The sequence below is a fragment of the Pseudomonas sp. LSJ-87 genome (genome assembly GCF_032971465.1).
GTDB lineage: Bacteria > Pseudomonadota > Gammaproteobacteria > Pseudomonadales > Pseudomonadaceae > Aquipseudomonas > Aquipseudomonas putida_Z.
Genome location: NZ_JAWJYQ010000027.1, coordinates 73,239 through 88,884, shown reverse-complemented (window position 1 = coordinate 88,884; position 15,646 = coordinate 73,239). Strand labels below are relative to the sequence as shown.

15 protein-coding genes are annotated in these 15,646 nt (G+C 64.9%); 10 read left to right on the top strand and 5 right to left on the bottom strand.

The genetic code is table 11. From position 1 onward, the window contains the following. Positions 1 to 156 precede the first annotated feature (156 nt). Positions 157 to 1,161 (top strand): GTP 3',8-cyclase MoaA, encoded by a 1,005-nt coding sequence (gene moaA / locus RYH74_RS17565; RefSeq protein WP_137164637.1) that lies wholly within the window; start codon positions 157 to 159, stop codon positions 1,159 to 1,161. A 20-nt stretch (positions 1,162 to 1,181) separates the two neighbouring features. Then, the gene (locus RYH74_RS17560) at positions 1,182 to 2,081 is read left to right on the top strand and encodes a bestrophin family protein (RefSeq protein WP_075046043.1); all 900 of its coding nucleotides are present in this window, start codon (positions 1,182 to 1,184) and stop codon (positions 2,079 to 2,081) included. Positions 2,082 to 2,211: 130 nt separating this feature from the next. On the opposite strand, the gene moaB is transcribed toward RYH74_RS17560, so the two are convergent. Then, positions 2,212 to 2,751: a molybdenum cofactor biosynthesis protein B gene (gene moaB, locus RYH74_RS17555; protein WP_003259533.1), complete on the bottom strand. Its 540-nt coding sequence runs from the start codon at positions 2,749 to 2,751 to the stop codon at positions 2,212 to 2,214. 140 nt (positions 2,752 to 2,891) lie between these two features. Between moaB and RYH74_RS17550 the strand changes: the two genes are divergently transcribed. Both RYH74_RS17550 and RYH74_RS17545 read left to right on the top strand, forming a co-directional pair. Continuing rightward, positions 2,892 to 3,779 (top strand): LysR family transcriptional regulator, encoded by an 888-nt coding sequence (locus RYH74_RS17550; protein ID WP_075046044.1) that lies wholly within the window; start codon positions 2,892 to 2,894, stop codon positions 3,777 to 3,779. 151 nt (positions 3,780 to 3,930) lie between these two features. Then, a complete protein-coding gene (locus RYH74_RS17545; protein WP_317409829.1) occupies positions 3,931 to 4,776 on the top strand; it encodes a DUF6216 family protein in 846 nt (281 codons plus the stop codon). Here the strand turns inward: RYH74_RS17545 and RYH74_RS17540 are convergent. Next, positions 4,766 to 5,536, bottom strand: a complete 771-nt coding sequence (locus tag RYH74_RS17540) for an AraC family transcriptional regulator (RefSeq protein WP_075046046.1) — start codon at positions 5,534 to 5,536, stop codon at positions 4,766 to 4,768. The genes RYH74_RS17545 and RYH74_RS17540 overlap by 11 nt on opposite strands. 379 nt (positions 5,537 to 5,915) lie before the next feature. Between RYH74_RS17540 and RYH74_RS17535 the strand changes: the two genes are divergently transcribed. The 5 genes from RYH74_RS17535 to RYH74_RS17515 all read left to right on the top strand — a co-directional run bounded on the left by RYH74_RS17535 (position 5,916) and on the right by RYH74_RS17515 (position 12,586). Continuing rightward, complete coding sequence (locus tag RYH74_RS17535) at positions 5,916 to 7,532, top strand: APC family permease (RefSeq protein WP_317409828.1); 1,617 nt, start codon at positions 5,916 to 5,918, stop codon at positions 7,530 to 7,532. A gap of 148 nt (positions 7,533 to 7,680) precedes the next feature. Next, entirely contained in the window at positions 7,681 to 8,607 is a 927-nt protein-coding gene (locus RYH74_RS17530; protein WP_317409827.1) for a 4-hydroxyproline epimerase, read from the top strand. Positions 8,608 to 8,653: 46 nt separating this feature from the next. Beyond that, a complete protein-coding gene (locus RYH74_RS17525) occupies positions 8,654 to 9,601 on the top strand; it encodes a dihydrodipicolinate synthase family protein (protein ID WP_286100360.1) in 948 nt (315 codons plus the stop codon). 157 nt (positions 9,602 to 9,758) lie between these two features. Further along, positions 9,759 to 11,336: an aldehyde dehydrogenase (NADP(+)) gene (locus tag RYH74_RS17520; protein ID WP_286100361.1), complete on the top strand. Its 1,578-nt coding sequence runs from the start codon at positions 9,759 to 9,761 to the stop codon at positions 11,334 to 11,336. A gap of 2 nt (positions 11,337 to 11,338) precedes the next feature. Then, complete coding sequence (locus RYH74_RS17515; protein WP_286100362.1) at positions 11,339 to 12,586, top strand: NAD(P)/FAD-dependent oxidoreductase; 1,248 nt, start codon at positions 11,339 to 11,341, stop codon at positions 12,584 to 12,586. Between the two features lie 124 nt (positions 12,587 to 12,710). Here the strand turns inward: RYH74_RS17515 and xenA are convergent, their stop codons facing one another. Further along, on the bottom strand, positions 12,711 to 13,802 hold the full coding sequence (gene xenA, locus RYH74_RS17510) for a xenobiotic reductase XenA (protein ID WP_025340240.1): 1,092 nt from the start codon (positions 13,800 to 13,802) through the stop codon (positions 12,711 to 12,713). Positions 13,803 to 13,852: 50 nt separating this feature from the next. Here xenA and RYH74_RS17505 point away from each other — a divergent pair, with 50 nt between their 5' ends. Continuing rightward, positions 13,853 to 14,188 (top strand): ArsR/SmtB family transcription factor, encoded by a 336-nt coding sequence (locus tag RYH74_RS17505; RefSeq protein WP_003259528.1) that lies wholly within the window; start codon positions 13,853 to 13,855, stop codon positions 14,186 to 14,188. Between the two features lie 119 nt (positions 14,189 to 14,307). On the opposite strand, the gene RYH74_RS17500 is transcribed toward RYH74_RS17505, so the two are convergent. Both RYH74_RS17500 and RYH74_RS17495 read right to left on the bottom strand, forming a co-directional pair. Next, positions 14,308 to 14,925, bottom strand: a complete 618-nt coding sequence (locus RYH74_RS17500; RefSeq protein WP_317409826.1) for a helix-turn-helix transcriptional regulator — start codon at positions 14,923 to 14,925, stop codon at positions 14,308 to 14,310. After that, a complete protein-coding gene (locus tag RYH74_RS17495) occupies positions 14,925 to 15,569 on the bottom strand; it encodes a hypothetical protein (RefSeq protein WP_317409825.1) in 645 nt (214 codons plus the stop codon). The genes RYH74_RS17500 and RYH74_RS17495 overlap by 1 nt, the downstream gene beginning before the upstream one ends. Between the last annotated feature and the right edge of the window lie 77 nt (positions 15,570 to 15,646).

Below are 15,646 nucleotides of genomic sequence, written 5' to 3'. Positions count from 1 at the left end.
GGTTTACCCGCGAATTGGGCGACGCGGTCAACACTTTGAAATACGTGGCCTGCAGCCATGATAGAGGCCATCGATCAATCGGTCGGACAAAGCAATTTGACGGCCCTGCGCCCAAGTTATAGCTTGGATTGAGTCCCTACCCATTCGAGCGCGAACGTGGAACAGAACAGCCGGGCCCTGATCGACGGCTTCAACCGGAAAATCGACTACCTGCGGATGTCGGTCACCGACCGCTGCGACTTCCGTTGCGTGTACTGCATGGCCGAAGACATGCAGTTCCTGCCGCGCCAGCAGATCCTCAGCCTCGAGGAACTGTTCCAGGTGGCCGAGCGCTTCGTCGCCCTCGGCACCCGCAAGATCCGCCTGACCGGCGGCGAGCCGCTGGTGCGCCAGGGCATCGTCGACCTGTGCGGGCGCATCGCCGCCCTGCCCGGTCTGCGCGAATTGTGCCTGACCAGCAACGGCTCGCAACTCGGGCGCCTGGCCCAGCCACTGTTCGACGCCGGTGTCACGCGCCTGAACATCAGCCTCGACAGCCTGGACGCCGATCGCTTCAAGCAACTGACCCGCACCGGCGACCTGCACCAAGTGATCGCCGGCATCGACGCCGCCCGCCAGGCCGGCTTCAAGCGCACCAAGCTCAACTGCGTGGTACTCAAGGGCCGCAACGATCATGAACTGGTCGACCTGGTGCGCTTTGCCATCGACCGCGAGCTGGACATCACCTTCATCGAAGAAATGCCCTTGGGCGTGATCAGCGAACATGAGCGCGGCGAGTCGTTCTGCTCCAGCGATGAAGTACGCGCGCTGCTGGCCGAGCAGTTCACCCTGGTCGAATCGACCGAGTCGTCCCAGGGCCCGGCCCGCTACTGGCGCCTGGCCGAAGCCGCCAACACTCGGGTCGGCTTCATTTCGCCACACAGCCACAACTTCTGCGCCACCTGCAACCGCGTACGCCTCACCGTCGAAGGCCGCCTGCTGCTGTGCCTGGGCAATGAACACTCGGTGGACCTGAAGCAGGTGCTGCGCGCCCACCCCGGCAACCCCGAACGCCTGGAAAAGGCCATTCGTGACTCGCTGCACCTCAAGCCCTACCGCCATCATTTCGAAGTCGGTGGCGACGTGCAGATCCTGCGCTTCATGAACATGACCGGCGGCTAGGCAGCCGTCTCTGGATTTCCATGATCGTCCACCCCACCCCCGATGTGCTGCGTGTGCTGTTCACCCTCAAGGGTTCGATCGTCAAACGCATTGCCCTGCGGTGCCTGACGGTCACCCTGCTGGCCGCGCTGATCGTGTTGGTCGAGCGACATTTCCCGGCGTTTTTCTACCCGGTCAGCGCCACCCCGTTCACCTTGCTGGGCCTGTCGCTGTCGATTTTCATGAGTTTTCGCAACAATGCCTGCTATGACCGCTGGTGGGAGGGGCGCAAGGCCTGGGGCAAGCTGATCATCGAAACCCGTTCGTTCGTGCGCGAAAGCCTGGTAATTACCGACGAAACCCTGCGTGCCGAACTGTTGCGCAGCCTGTGCGGCTTTGCCCATGCGCTGAATGCACGGCTGCGCAGCGAGGACGAACTGGCCGCCGCCCGGCCCTGGCTGGCCCGGCCCGAAGCGATCAGCCCGCATAACGTGTGCGACGCCATCCTGCGCGAAATCGGCGGGCACTGCTCGCGGTTGGCCGAACAGCAGCAGATCAGTGACTGGCGCTACAGCCTGCTGGAGCAGCGGTTGGTGGGCCTGACCGAAGTGCAGGCCACCTGCGAGCGGATCAAGGGCACACCGTTGCCGTTCCCCTACACGCTGTTGCTGCACCGCACCATCTACATCTTCTGCCTGCTGCTGCCGTTTGCCCTGGCCGAGCCGCTGGGCTGGCTGGCGCCGCTGTTCACCACCATCGTGGGGTACACGTTCTTCGGGCTGGATGCGATTGGCAACGAACTGGAAGACCCGTTCGGGCGCGATGAGAATGACCTGCCGACCGATGCCATGGTGCGGACCGTGGAGCGCGATGTGCTGGCGGGGTTGGGGGAACAACAGCTACCGCCGGCGTTGTTGCCGGTGGACCATGTATTGAGCTGACTGAATGCAGTGGCCTGCGCCGGCCCTTTCGCGGGTAAACCCGCTCCCACAGGGCCCCCACAGGTTTCGAACCCTGCGCGGTACCTGTGGGAGCGGGTTTACCCGCGAAGAGGCCAGGACAGACGAAAGATCAACCCCGGCTTGCACAGGCCTCGATCGGTTTCAGGTGCTTGACGAAGTTGCACGGCCGGTGCCGCGCATCCAGCTGCTCCGCCAGGATGCCCTCCCACGCCGTACGGCAGGCCCCGGTGGAGCCCGGCAGGCAGCACACCAACGTGCGGTTGGACAGCCCGGCCAGCGCCCGGCTCTGCACGGTCGAGGTGCCGATATCGAGAATCGACAGGGCCCGGAACAGTTCGCCAAAGCCATCGATGCGCTTGTCCAGCAGGCACTCGACCGCTTCCGGCGTGCTGTCACGCCCGGTAAAACCGGTACCGCCGGTGATCAGCACCACCTGCACCTGCTCGTCGGCAATCCAGGTGGCGACCTGGGCGCGGATCTTGTAAAGGTCGTCCTTGAGCAACGCCCGCGCCACCAGGCGGTGGCCGATCTCCACCGAGCGGCTGGCCAGCAGCTCACCGGAGGTGTCGTTGTCGTAGGTACGGGTGTCGCTGACAGTCAGCACGGCGATGTTGAGCGGTACGAAGACCGCGTCGGGTTGGACGCGCACGGTGGGGCTCCTCGAGTGGCAGTGCCGCCACGCTAGTGGCATGGCCCGGGGGCGTCCAATCGATATGGCGTACCGACTGATCAATGACATCTATCGCAGACGTGGGTTAAGGTCTGCATAACCCGATACCAGGCACTTCCATGGACATCAAGCAGCTCAAATTCCTCATCGCGCTCGACCAGACACGCCACTTCGGCCAGGCGGCGGCGCTATGCCATATCACCCAGCCGACGCTGTCCATGCGCCTGCGCAACCTGGAGGACGAGCTGGACCTGGTGCTGGTCAAGCGCGGCCAGCGCTTTGAAGGCTTCACCGAGGCCGGCGAGCGCATCCTGGCCTGGGCCCGTACCCTGCTCGCCGCCCACGACGGCCTGCAGGCCGAGGCCGCCAGCTGCCGCGGCCAGGTGGTCGGCAGCCTGCGCCTGGGCACGGTGCCGCTGGCCAGTTTCAACCCCATGCACCTGCTGCTGCCGCTGCGTGAAAAATACCCCGAGCTGCACTTCCAGATCAGCTCGCTCAGCTCGGAACAGGTCATCGACGGGCTCAGCCGCAACCAGCTCGACCTGGGCATCTGCTACCTGGACCAGGTCAACACCAGCTTCTTCGAAGTGATCGAACTTGGCACCACCACCATGGGCCTGCTGCACGATACCCGGCACTTCAAGTTCACCAGCGACACCCTGCGCTGGGACGAGCTGGGCGACATTCCGCTGGGCCTGCTGAGCAAGGGCATGCACTACCGCCAGTCGCTGGACCTGAGTTTCCGCAGCCGTGGCCTGGAGCCGAATGCGGTACTGGAAAGCGACTCGAGCTTCCAGCTGATCCAGGCCATCAACACCGGCATGTGCTGCGCGGTCATGCCGCTGGGCTGCGGCCTGGAAGACCTGAGCGAGCACCTGCGCATCCTGCCGGTGGCCGACGCCGCCATCCACAGCCCGGTCGGCCTGCTGCTACGCCGCAGCGAACCGCGTTCGGCAATTGCCGAGCAGTGCTTCGATGAGGCGCGGGTATTGTTCACCAACGCCTGAGCCCGGCCCAGCAAGCAGAAAATTCCCACAAGCAACACAGAAGCTTCGCTAACGACAGTTCGGATTAAGCGCCTTTATCATCGTCGCTTCATCGGACCCGCCGGCCGGCAGCGTATGCACAAGGCCTGCTTACTTCGTTAAAGGAGCTGACATGAACACTTCCACCAACCTGGCCTCATCGTTCTGGAGCATAGAAAACCTGGTGCCCTTGGCCGGCGTCGGCGCGCCAGTACTGCTTGGGCTGCTTTTGTGGTTTATCTACAGGCGAGCCGGTTCGCTGTACTTTCTTCGAGACCTCATCTGGCGCATCTTCGGTGGCACCACCGAATTCGACAACCAATCGCAGTTCGACACCCTGCGCAAGGAGCTACGGGAAATCGAGTACTTTCGCTATGAGTTCAACATCCCAGCGAAAAACCTGCACGAGGCCAACCTTGCCCATCGCTGGATCGTCGACAACGGCTTGGCCCCCGGCGACCTGAGCCGCAACCGCGCTTACATCGACTGGAGCGATTTCAACGCCCCCAGGTTCGCCACCGACAAATTTTCACCGAAGCGCTTCAGGTGTTTCATTGCACTGCTGGCCATACTGGGAGTACTGCTGGCCCCCTTGCCGATGGCAAACCAATCGCCGTACATGATGGTATGGCTGAAAAACGATCCGGACTCGCCTGCATTCTACCTGTCGCAACAGGACATCAAGTTTGAGATGTGGTTGCCGGATGACAAGCTGACGCTGGACCAGTGCCGGTCTTCGGAAAAACTGGCGCCCTTTACCCGCTACATGCCGGAAGAAAATCTGGACACAATCTGCTCGTTCTTCATGGCCCCCGACTACGCATTGGAAGTTGAAAAAGGCCTTAAGGGCCAGCGTTGGTTTCTGGCGGTTGTGTCCGCGATACTGTTTCTTGGCCTGGTGCTGGTGGTACTGAAGCTGTCACGAATGCAGCGCGCGCAAACCGTTTATAACCGCTTCACCGCGTCTACTACGCCGTAGCCTGGCGGTACTGGCGCGGGGTGAAGCCGGTCAGTTGCTTGAACTGGCGGCTGAAGGCGCTGTGGTCGGTATAGCCGCAGCACATCGCCACTTCAGTGATCGGCAGTTCCGAGTGCAGCAAACGGTGGGCGTGCTCCAGGCGCGCCTTGTGGATCATCTGCCGTGGCGTGAGGTGGAACACCCGCTTGCAGTAGCGCTCCAGCTGGGCCACGGAAATGCCGGCGATACGGGTCAGCTCGCCCATGCTGATCGGCTGGTGGAAATGCCGACGGATGTGCTCGTCCACCGCCGCCAGGCGCTGGTAGGCGGGGTGGCTGTCGGCGGCTGACTGCAAGTCGACCGAGATGCCGACCAAGCCGATGATCTCGCCGGCCTGGTTGTACAGCGGGCGCTTGTGGGTCAGACACCAGCCAGGCTCTCGGCTGCCGTACAGGTGCAGCTCCAGCTGGTCTTCCAGCACCAGGCCTTCCTTGAGAACGCGACGGTCCTGCTCGGTGTAGCCGGGGCCCAGCTGTGCCGGGAACACTTCGGCGCTGGTCTTGCCCAGCAGCGGTTGCAGGCGCTTGAGGCCACAGCGCTGGACCAGGGTATTGTTGGCCAGCACATAGCGGGCGGCCGGGTCCTTGATGAAGATCGCGGCGTTGGGGATGGCGTCGAGGATCGGCAGCAGCAGGGACACACCGGCGAGCAGGGCCTCCAGGTTGGCGGGGCGGTGCTGGTCGAGGGACTGGTACAGGGTTGCCAGGGGGGTGTTGGTCATCTGCTCTATCTCGGTTTGCTGTGCCGGCCTCTTCGCGGGTAAACCCGCTCCCACAGGTATCTCCGCAGCTTTCGAGGGCTGCGCAGTACCTGTGGGAGCGGGTTTACCCGCGAAGAGGCCGGCACAGCGAGTAAATGTCTACAACCCTTATGCGGTATGGCTTACAGCCTATCCACCGCCCTTCCATCCCACCACTGTTTTTTTGCAACTGTGCCGATTTCGTCATCCCCCCTGCAGAAAACCATCAAGAACCGCCGCCCCGATCGGTCCACTCTATGCCCCACGCAAGCCGCCCCAAGTGCTACAAGAGCGCGGCCCAAAAAGCCGCATCTCGTGACATCAGACCTGCCTATCCAATAACCAACAAAAAGGCGAACCCATGTCAGGCAAATTCAAAAAACAGTTGTCATTGCTGGACCTCACCTTCATCGGCCTAGGCGCCATCTTCGGCTCCGGCTGGCTGTTCGCCGCCAGCCACGTCTCGGCCATCGCCGGCCCGGCCGGCATCCTGTCCTGGTTCCTTGGCGGCTTCGCCGTACTGTTGCTGGGCATCGTCTATTGCGAACTGGGCGCCGCCCTGCCACGTGCCGGGGGCGTGGTGCGCTACCCGGTGTACTCCCACGGCCCGCTGCTGGGCTACTTGATGGGCTTCATCACCCTGATCGCCTTTTCCAGCCTGATCGCCATCGAAGTGGTCGCTTCGCGCCAATACGCCGCCGCCTGGTTCCCCGGGCTGACCAAGGCCGGCTCCAGCGACCCGACGGTACTCGGCTGGCTGGTGCAGTTCGCCCTGCTGGGGCTGTTCTTCTTCCTCAACTACCGCAGCGTGAAAACCTTCGCCAAGGCCAACAACCTGGTCAGTGTGTTCAAGTTCATCGTACCGCTGCTGGTGATCGGCGTGCTGTTCACCTTCTTCAAACCGGAAAACTTCGAGGTCCAGGGCTTTGCCCCGTTCGGTCTGTCCGGCGTTGAAATGGCGGTATCGGCCGGTGGCATCATCTTCGCCTACCTGGGCCTGACGCCGATCATTTCGGTGGCCAGCGAGGTGAAGAACCCGCAACGCACCATCCCCATCGCGCTGATCCTCTCGGTACTGCTGTCCACCGCGATCTACGCCCTGCTGCAACTGGCCTTCCTCGGCAGCGTGCCGACCGAAATGCTGAGCAACGGCTGGGCCGCAGTGACCAAGGAACTGGCCCTGCCCTATCGCGACATTGCCCTGGCCCTGGGTGTGGGCTGGCTGGCCTACCTGGTGGTGGCCGACGCGGTGATCTCGCCCAGCGGCTGCGGCAACATCTACATGAACGCCACCCCGCGCGTGGTCTATGGCTGGGCGCAGACCGGCACCTTCTTCAAGTACTTCACCCGTATCGACGCCGAGTCCGGCATCCCGCGCCCGGCGCTGTGGCTGACCTTTGGCCTGTCGGTGTTCTGGACCCTGCCGTTCCCATCCTGGGAAGCGCTGATCAACGTGGTTTCCGCCGCCCTGGTACTGAGCTACGCCGTGGCCCCGGTCACCGTCGCCGCCCTGCGCCGCAACGCCCCCGACATGCCGCGCCCGTTCAGGGTCAAGGGCATGGGCGTGCTCGGCCCGCTGTCGTTCATCATCGCCGCGCTGATCGTGTACTGGTCGGGCTGGAAGACCGTGTCGTGGCTGCTGGCCCTGCAGATCTTGATGTTCGTGCTGTACCTGCTGTGCGGCCGCTTCGTGCCGACCCAGCACCTGTCGCTGGCCCAGCAAGTGCGCTCGTCGGCGTGGCTGATCGGCTTCTACGCGGTGACCATCCTGCTGTCGTGGCTGGGCAGCTTCGGCGGCCTGGGAGTACTCGGCCACCCGTTCGACACCGTGGTCGTGGCCGCTTGTGCGCTGGGCATCTACTACTGGGGCGCTGCCACCGGCGTGCCTGCCCACCTGGTGCGCCTGGAAGGTGAGGACGAAAGCGAAGCCAGCCATGAACCTCTGGTAGGCCAGCGCCCGGCTGCACTGGCTCCGTAACGGCTACTGGCCCTATCGCCGGCAAGCCGGTTCCCACAGGGTCCGCGCTGACCCAGAGGCCGATGCAATACCTGTGGGAGCTGGCTTGCCGGCGATGAGGCCCGCACAAACAGCACAAGACTTGGCTGATCAAAGAATGGACAAGCTCATGAAACAGATTCACATCATCGACTCGCACACCGGCGGGGAACCGACCCGCCTGGTGATGAAAGGCTTCCCGCAACTGCATGGCCGCAGCATGGCCGAGCAGCGCGACGAGCTGCGCGAGCTGCACGACCAGTGGCGCCGCGCCTGCCTGCTGGAACCACGTGGCAACGATGTGCTGGTCGGTGCGCTGTACTGCCCACCGGTATCGGCCGACGCCACGTGCGGGGTGATCTTCTTCAACAACGCTGGCTACCTGAACATGTGCGGCCACGGCACCATCGGCCTGGTCGCCTCGCTGCAGCACCTGGGCCTGATCGCACCGGGCGTGCACAAGATCGATACCCCGGTCGGCCAGGTCAGCGCCACCCTGCATGAAGACGGCGCCATAACCGTCGGCAACGTGCCGTCCTACCGCTACCGCCGGCAGGTGCTGGTGGACGTGCCCGGCCATGGCCTGGTGCGTGGCGACATCGCCTGGGGCGGCAACTGGTTTTTCCTCGTCTCCGACCACGGCCAGCGCATCGAGCTGGACAACCGCGAGGCGCTGACCGAGTACACCTGGGCGATGCTCAAGGCCCTCGAAGCCCAGGGCATCACCGGTGAAAACGGTGCCCCCATCGACCACGTCGAACTGTTCGCCGACGACGCCAACGCCGACAGCCGCAACTTCGTGATGTGCCCCGGCAAGGCCTACGACCGCTCGCCCTGCGGCACAGGCACCAGCGCCAAGCTGGCCTGCCTGGCCGCCGACGGCAAGCTCGACGAAGGCCAGACCTGGGTACAGGCCAGTATCACCGGCAGCCAGTTCCAGGGCCGCTACGAGCGCGACGGCGAACGCATTCGCCCGTTCATCACCGGCCGCGCCTACATGACCGCCGACAGCACCCTGCTGATCGACGAACAGGACCCGTTCGCCTGGGGCATCTGACCCCGGCTTTTTCCAAAAAAATCGAATATCGCGAGGAGTGACAACAATGACCAACAACATCTTCACCGGCACCATGCCCGCCCTGATGACCCCCTGCACCGCCGAGCGCAAGCCGGACTTCGACGCCCTGGTGCGCAAGGGCCGCGAGCTGATCGAGGCCGGCATGAGCGCCGTGGTGTACTGCGGCTCGATGGGCGACTGGCCGCTGCTGACCGAAGCCGAGCGCCAGGAAGGTGTAGCGCGCCTGGTGGCCGCCGGCATCCCGACCATCGTCGGTACCGGCGCGGTGAACACCCGTGAGGCGGTATCTCACGCCGCCCACGCGGCCAAGGTTGGCGCCGCCGGCCTGATGGTCATCCCCCGCGTGCTCAGCCGCGGCGCCTCGCTGATTGCCCAGAAGCACCACTTCTCGGCCATTCTGGCAGCTGCGCCGAAGCTGCCGGCGGTGATCTACAACAGCCCGTACTACGGCTTCGCCACCCGCGCCGACCTGTTCTTCGAACTGCGCAGCGAGTTCCCCAACCTGATCGGCTTCAAGGAGTTCGGCGGTGGCGCCGACCTGCGCTACGCCGCCGAGCACATCACCTCCAAGGATGACGACGTGACCCTGATGGTCGGCGTCGACACCCAGGTAGTGCATGGCTTCGTCAACTGCAACGCCACCGGCGCCATCACCGGCATCGGCAACGCTCTGCCGCGTGAGGTGCTGCACCTGGTGAGCCTGAGCAAGCAGGCGGCCCAGGGTGATGCCAAGGCCCGCCGCCTGGCGCGTGAGCTGGAGGCGGCGCTGGCGGTGCTGTCGTCGTTCGATGAAGGCTGCGACCTGGTGCTCTACTACAAGCACCTGATGGTGCTGAACGGTGACAGCGAATACAGCCTGCACTTCAACGAGACCGACGTGCTGACCGACGCCCAGCGCAACTATGCCGAGCAGCAGTACGCGCTGTTCCGCAGCTGGTACGCCAGCTGGTCGGCTGAGCAGAACCTGGCCTGATCACCTGATTCCAGGCCGAGCCGCAGCCCCTGTGGGAGCGGGTTCACCCGCGAACACCGGCGAAGCCGGTGCCAGGCACCGAGTCGCCTGCTTCGCGGGTAAACCCGCTCCCACAAGGGCCGCGGTCTCCCTTGATATTGATTCCAAAGGAGGCTCCATGACCCTCACAGGCAACCTGCTGATCGGCCAGACGCCGGTAACCGGCAGCCGCGACGCCATCCGTGCCATCGACCCGGCCACCGGCCAGGCGCTGGAACCGGCCTACCTCGGCGGCACCGGCGAACACGTGGCCCAGGCCTGCGCCCTGGCCTGGGCGGCGTTCGATGCCTACCGCGAAACCTCGCTCGAGCAACGGGCACAATTCCTCGAAACCATCGCCACGCAGATCGAAGCGCTGGGCGATGCCCTGATCGATCGCGCCGTGGCCGAAAGCGGCCTGCCCAAGGCGCGCATCCAGGGCGAACGTGGCCGCACCTGCACCCAGCTGCGCACCTTCGCCCGTGTGGTGCGGGCCGGTGAATGGCTGGATGTGCGGGTCGACAACGCCCTGCCCGAGCGCCAGCCCCTGCCGCGTGCCGACCTGCGCCAGCGCCAGGTGGCCCTGGGGCCGGTGGCGGTATTCGGCGCCAGCAATTTCCCATTGGCCTTCTCGGTGGCCGGTGGCGACACCGCCTCTGCCCTGGCCGCCGGTTGCCCGGTGGTGGTCAAGGCCCACGGTGCCCACCCGGGCACCAGCGAGCTGGTCGGCCAGGCAGTGGCAAAGGCCGTGAAGCAGTGCGGCTTGCCGGCCGGTGTGTTTTCGCTGTTGTACGGCTCCGGTCGTGAAGTGGGCATTGCGCTGGTCAGCGACCCGCGCATCAAGGCCGTTGGCTTTACCGGCTCGCGCAGCGGTGGCATTGCGCTGTGCCAGGCGGCCCAGGCCCGCCCGGAGCCGATCCCGGTGTACGCCGAAATGAGCTCGATCAACCCGGTGTTCCTGTTCGACACCGCCCTGCAGACCCGCGCCGAGGCACTGGCACAAGGCTTCGTCGCCTCGCTGACCCAGGGTGCCGGCCAGTTCTGCACCAACCCCGGCCTGGTGATTGCCCGCCAGGGGCCGGCGTTGCAGCGTTTCATCGACGCCGCCAGCGAACACGTACGCCAGGCTGCGGCGCAGACCATGCTTACCCCGGGCATCTTCAGTGCCTACCAGGCCGGTGTCGGCGCCCTGGCCGCAAACGCCAATGCCCAGGCCGCCGCCAGTGGCCAGGCCGGGCAAGGCCCCAACCAGTGTCAGGCGCAGCTGTTCGTGACCCAGGCCGAAGCGTTCCTCGCCGACCCGGCGTTGCAGGCCGAAGTCTTCGGTGCGGCGTCGCTGGTGGTGGCCTGCGCCAACGATGAGCAAGTGCGCCAGGTGGCCGAGCATCTGGAAGGCCAACTGACCGCCACCCTGCAACTGGACGATGCCGACATCGACAGCGCCCGCGCGCTGCTGCCGACCCTTGAGCGCAAGGCTGGCCGCATCCTGGTCAATGGCTGGCCGACCGGTGTAGAGGTATGCGACGCGATGGTCCACGGCGGGCCGTTCCCGGCCACCTCCGATGCCCGCACCACCTCGGTGGGCACGGCGGCGATCCTGCGCTTCCTGCGCCCGGTGTGCTACCAGGACTTCCCCGATGCCCTGCTGCCGCAGGCGCTGAAACACGGCAACCCGCTGCAACTGCGGCGCCTGCTCGACGGTAAACGGGAAGGCTGAGCATGGTCGAAACCGCTGAAACCGATATCGCCGTGGTCGGCGCCGGCATTGTCGGCGTCGCCTGTGCCCTGCAACTGGCCCGCCAAGGCCGCCGGGTAACCCTGGTGGACCGCCAGGCACCCGGCCAGGGCGCGTCCTACGGCAACGCCGGGCACCTGGCCACCGAGCAGGTATTCCCGATTGCCGACCTGTCGATTCTCAAACGCCTGCCGCGCATGCTGCTGGACCCGATGGGCCCGCTGCGCCTTGACTGGAAGTACCTGCCCAAGGCCATGCCGTGGTTCACCCGCCTGCTGCTCAACCTGCGCCCGGGCCCGTTTCAGCGCAGCGTGGCTGGCATCCGCACGTTGAACGAAGGCAGCCTGGGTGCCTGGCAACGGCTGCTGGGTTCGATCGGGCGCAGCGAACTGTTCCAGGAAGATGGCTCGTTGCTGGTGTTCGAGCGGCCGGAGTCGCGCCAGGCCCTGGAGGCCTTGCGCGCCCGCATGCAACAGCAGGCGGTGCCGGTGGACTTCTGGTCGGCCGACACCGTGCGCGAGGCGGCGCCGCAACTGAGCCCGTCGTTGCTGGGTGGGCTGTTCTTCCCACGTACCGGGCACTTCATCGACCCCTACCGGGTGGTGTGCGAACTGTTCGAAGCGGCCAAGGCCAGTGGTGTGCGCTTTGTCCAGGCGCAGGTCGATGGCGGGCGGCTGCACAGCGGCGGGGTCAGCCTGGCCAGCGACCAGGGCACGCTCGATGCCCGCCAGGTGCTGATCAGTTGTGGCGCGCATTCTGCACGGTTGACCGGCGTGCTGACCGGCAAGCAGGTGCCACTGGACACCGAGCGCGGCTACCACCTGATGTTGCCTGGCGAGCATCAGCGTTTGCCGTTTGCAGTTACATCGCTGGAGCGCAAGTTCATCATGACGCCCATGGCCGAGGGCTTGCGCCTGGCCGGCACGGTGGAATTCGCCGGGCTGGACGCGCCGCCGAGCATGCAGCGGGCGTGGCAGTTGCACCGCTTGAGCAAGGGGTTGTTCCGGAGGGACCTGAGTGTTGAGGGAGCGACGCCGTGGATGGGCTTCCGGCCTTCGTTGCCAGATTCGTTGCCGGTGATCGACCGTGTGTGTAATGGGCGGGTGCTGTTGGCGTTCGGGCATCAGCACCTGGGGTTGACCCAAGCGGCGGTGACGGCGGAATGGGTGGGGCGGTTGGCCGACAGGGAGAGTGGGGCTGATATGGCGGCTTACCGGTTGGATCGGTTTTAGCCTGTGCTGGCCTCTTCGCGGGTGAACCCGCTCCCACAGGGATCGCGCAGGCCTTGAGGGCAGTGGAGATCCTGTGGGAGCGGGTTTACCCGCGAATGGGCTGCAAGGCAGCCCCTTTCATGCCTCAGCGATAACGCTCGAGCCAGTGCGCATACGGTGCCGGCAAGGTCCAGGAGGCTTTCTCCACGCCCAACTCCTTGGCCGCAAAGTAAGCCCAGTGCGGGTCTGCCAGGTGCGCACGCCCTACCGATACCAGGTCCAGCTGGTTGGCCTGCAGCGCAGCTTCCGCCAGTTGCGGCGTACCAAACCCCCACGCCGAGGTCACCGGCAGCTTCGCCTCACGACGCACGCGCTCGGCAATCGGCCCCATGAACGCCGGGCCCCATGGGATCTTGGTGTCGGGAATGGTGAAGCCGACACTCACGCTCAGCAGGTCGAGGCCGCCAGCCTTGAAGCGGCGTGCCAGTTCGATCGACTCTTCCAGGGTCTGCTCATCGCGGCCGTCGTATTCCAGCACACCAAAACGCGCGGTCAGTGGCAGATTCTCTGGCCATACCTCACGCACCGCTGCCAGGGTTTCCAGCAGGAAGCGGCTGCGGTTGTCGAAGCTGCCACCGTAGGCGTCGGTACGCTTGTTGGAGTGTTCGGAGAAGAAGCTCTGGCCCAGGTAGCCATGGGCAAAGTGCAGTTCGATCCACTCGAAACCGGCATCGCGCGCACGGCGGGCGGCATCGACGAAGTCCTGCTTGACCCGGGCGATGTCGTCCAGGGTCATCTCGCGCGGCACTTGTGGCAGGTGCGCGCCGAAGGCGATGGCGGACGGGGCGATGGTTTCCCAGCCGCGGGCGTCGTCGGCAGCAATGTGGTCGTCACCTTCCCACGGGCGGTTGGCGCTGGCCTTGCGACCGGCGTGGGCAATCTGGATACCCGGCACGGAACCTGCGGCCTTGATTGCCTGCACCACCGGCACGAAAGCCTGGGCGTGGGCATCGCTCCAGATACCGGCGCAACCGGGGGTGATGCGCCCTTCCGGCGCCACGGCAGTGGCCTCGACCACCAGCAGGCCGGCACCGCCACGGGCCAGGCCGGCCAGGTGCACGTGGTGCCAGTCGTTGATCATGCCGTCCTCGGCCATGTACTGGCACATCGGCGGAATGGCAATGCGGTTGCGCAGGGTGACGTCCTTGAGGGTATAGGGTTCGAACAAAGCGGACATGAGCAAGCTCCCGGGCTGTCTGATTACGATAGTTCGATCATAATCGAACTATGGCAATTAATGATAGCCCCGTTATCATGACGACCATGCGAGCCTATCAACATCCCAATTCTGAAGACCTTACCTTGGAACGCCTGCTCTATGCCCTGAGCGACCCGGTGCGCCTGGGTATCGTGCGCCACCTGGCGGGCGTGGCCGAAGCCAGCTGCGGCGAGCTGGACGGTGGCCGGCCGAAGTCGAGCATGTCCCACCATTTTCGCGTGCTGCGTGATGCGGGGTTGGTGCATACCCGCAATGTGGGGACTACCCATATGAATTCGTTGCGTAGCGAGATGCTGGGGGAGCGGTTTCCTGGGTTGCTGGACTGCATTCTGCGGCAGCAGTGATTTTCCTGTGCCGGCCTCTTCGCGGGTAAACCCGCTCCCACAGGATAATCACTGCCTTCAAGACCTGTGCGATCTCTGTGGGAGCGGGTTTACCCGCGAAGAGGCCAGAACAGGCAACATCAATCTTCTTTCTTGCCCAGGGCAAACCGGCACACCTGCCCTCCCCTGAGCATGCACTCCTCATGGCTGACCTCGGCCCCACCCAAGGCCCCGATCAGCGCCAGGTCCAGCTCGCACACCACCGGGTGCGCCTTGGCCAGGTGATGGAACACGCAATTGTGCGCAACGATCTGCGGCTCGCCCCCCGAGCGGAAGAACACCTGCGCCTCGTACCCGGTATTGTTCATGTGCTCGACGATGCGTGCTTCATCCACCACTTGATGCTCCAGGTCCGCCGCCAGCTTGCGCCCCAGCTGGCGCATCAGCGCCAGCAATGCCTCCTGCCCCAGCAAGCCGGCCACTTCCGCAATCAGCAGGTTGGCCAGCAACGGGTACTGCCGCGGGAACAGTTCGCGGGCCTGTTCGGTCAGCTCGTGCAGCTGCTCCGGGCGGCGCCCGGTGGGCCGGGTAGCGCCACGCTTGACCAGGCCGTCGCGCTCCAGCGCTGCCAGGTGCTGGCGCACCGCCGTGCGGGTGATGGCCAGGGCCTGCGCCAGGTCGTCGATGCTCATGCCGGCCGGCTGGAGCAGCAACGCATGGAGCAGGTCCTGTTGGGTACGGCCCAAGCCTTCGAGCATCAGAATTTGTCCGGGAACTGTTTGACCAACGCCGCAGCCAGGGCGTCGGACAGGGTCAGGATATGCTCGCGCATCATCGCCCAGGTGCGCGCCTCGCCCACGTAGTCAGCGGCCGCCAGCTGGTCGATCTGGGCCACGTGGTGCCCGCCGTGGGCGCTGAGCAGCGTCAGCAGGGTCGGTTCGGGCAGGTTCGGGTTGGCCTTGGCCAGGAACGCAGCGATACCCTTGGCATTGCTGGTCAGCTCATTGACCGCGGCTTGCTGGCCTTTTTTGTCCTTGGCCACGGTGGCGTCGCTGTAGTGCTTGATGGCGCCCCAGTGGCCGGCCAGCAGTTTCAGCAACTGATCGGCGGCGGGCTGGCCGTACAGCGGGGCAATGCTGTTGGCGATCCTGGTAGCGTCGGTAACCACTTCCTTGGCAGCGACTTCAGCCTCCTTGGCGTTGCCGGCCTGGTTGGCGACAGCATAGTTGCGCGCCCAGAAGATGTGCTCGACCCAAAGGTCGCGCAGGGCCATGCGCGTGGTCATTGCAGCAGATTCGGCGGGTTTGGCGGCGGGGGTTTCGCTGGAGTAGGAGTAGCTTTGGCTCCATGCCGGCTGGGCGCACAGGGCGAGCAGCAGTAACGCGGCAATCTTGATGTTCATGACGGCACCCTCCTGGAGGGGGATCGACTGACAAGATTAATTTAAGCATCAAAATATGTTTTTATTGGGTTCAGCCC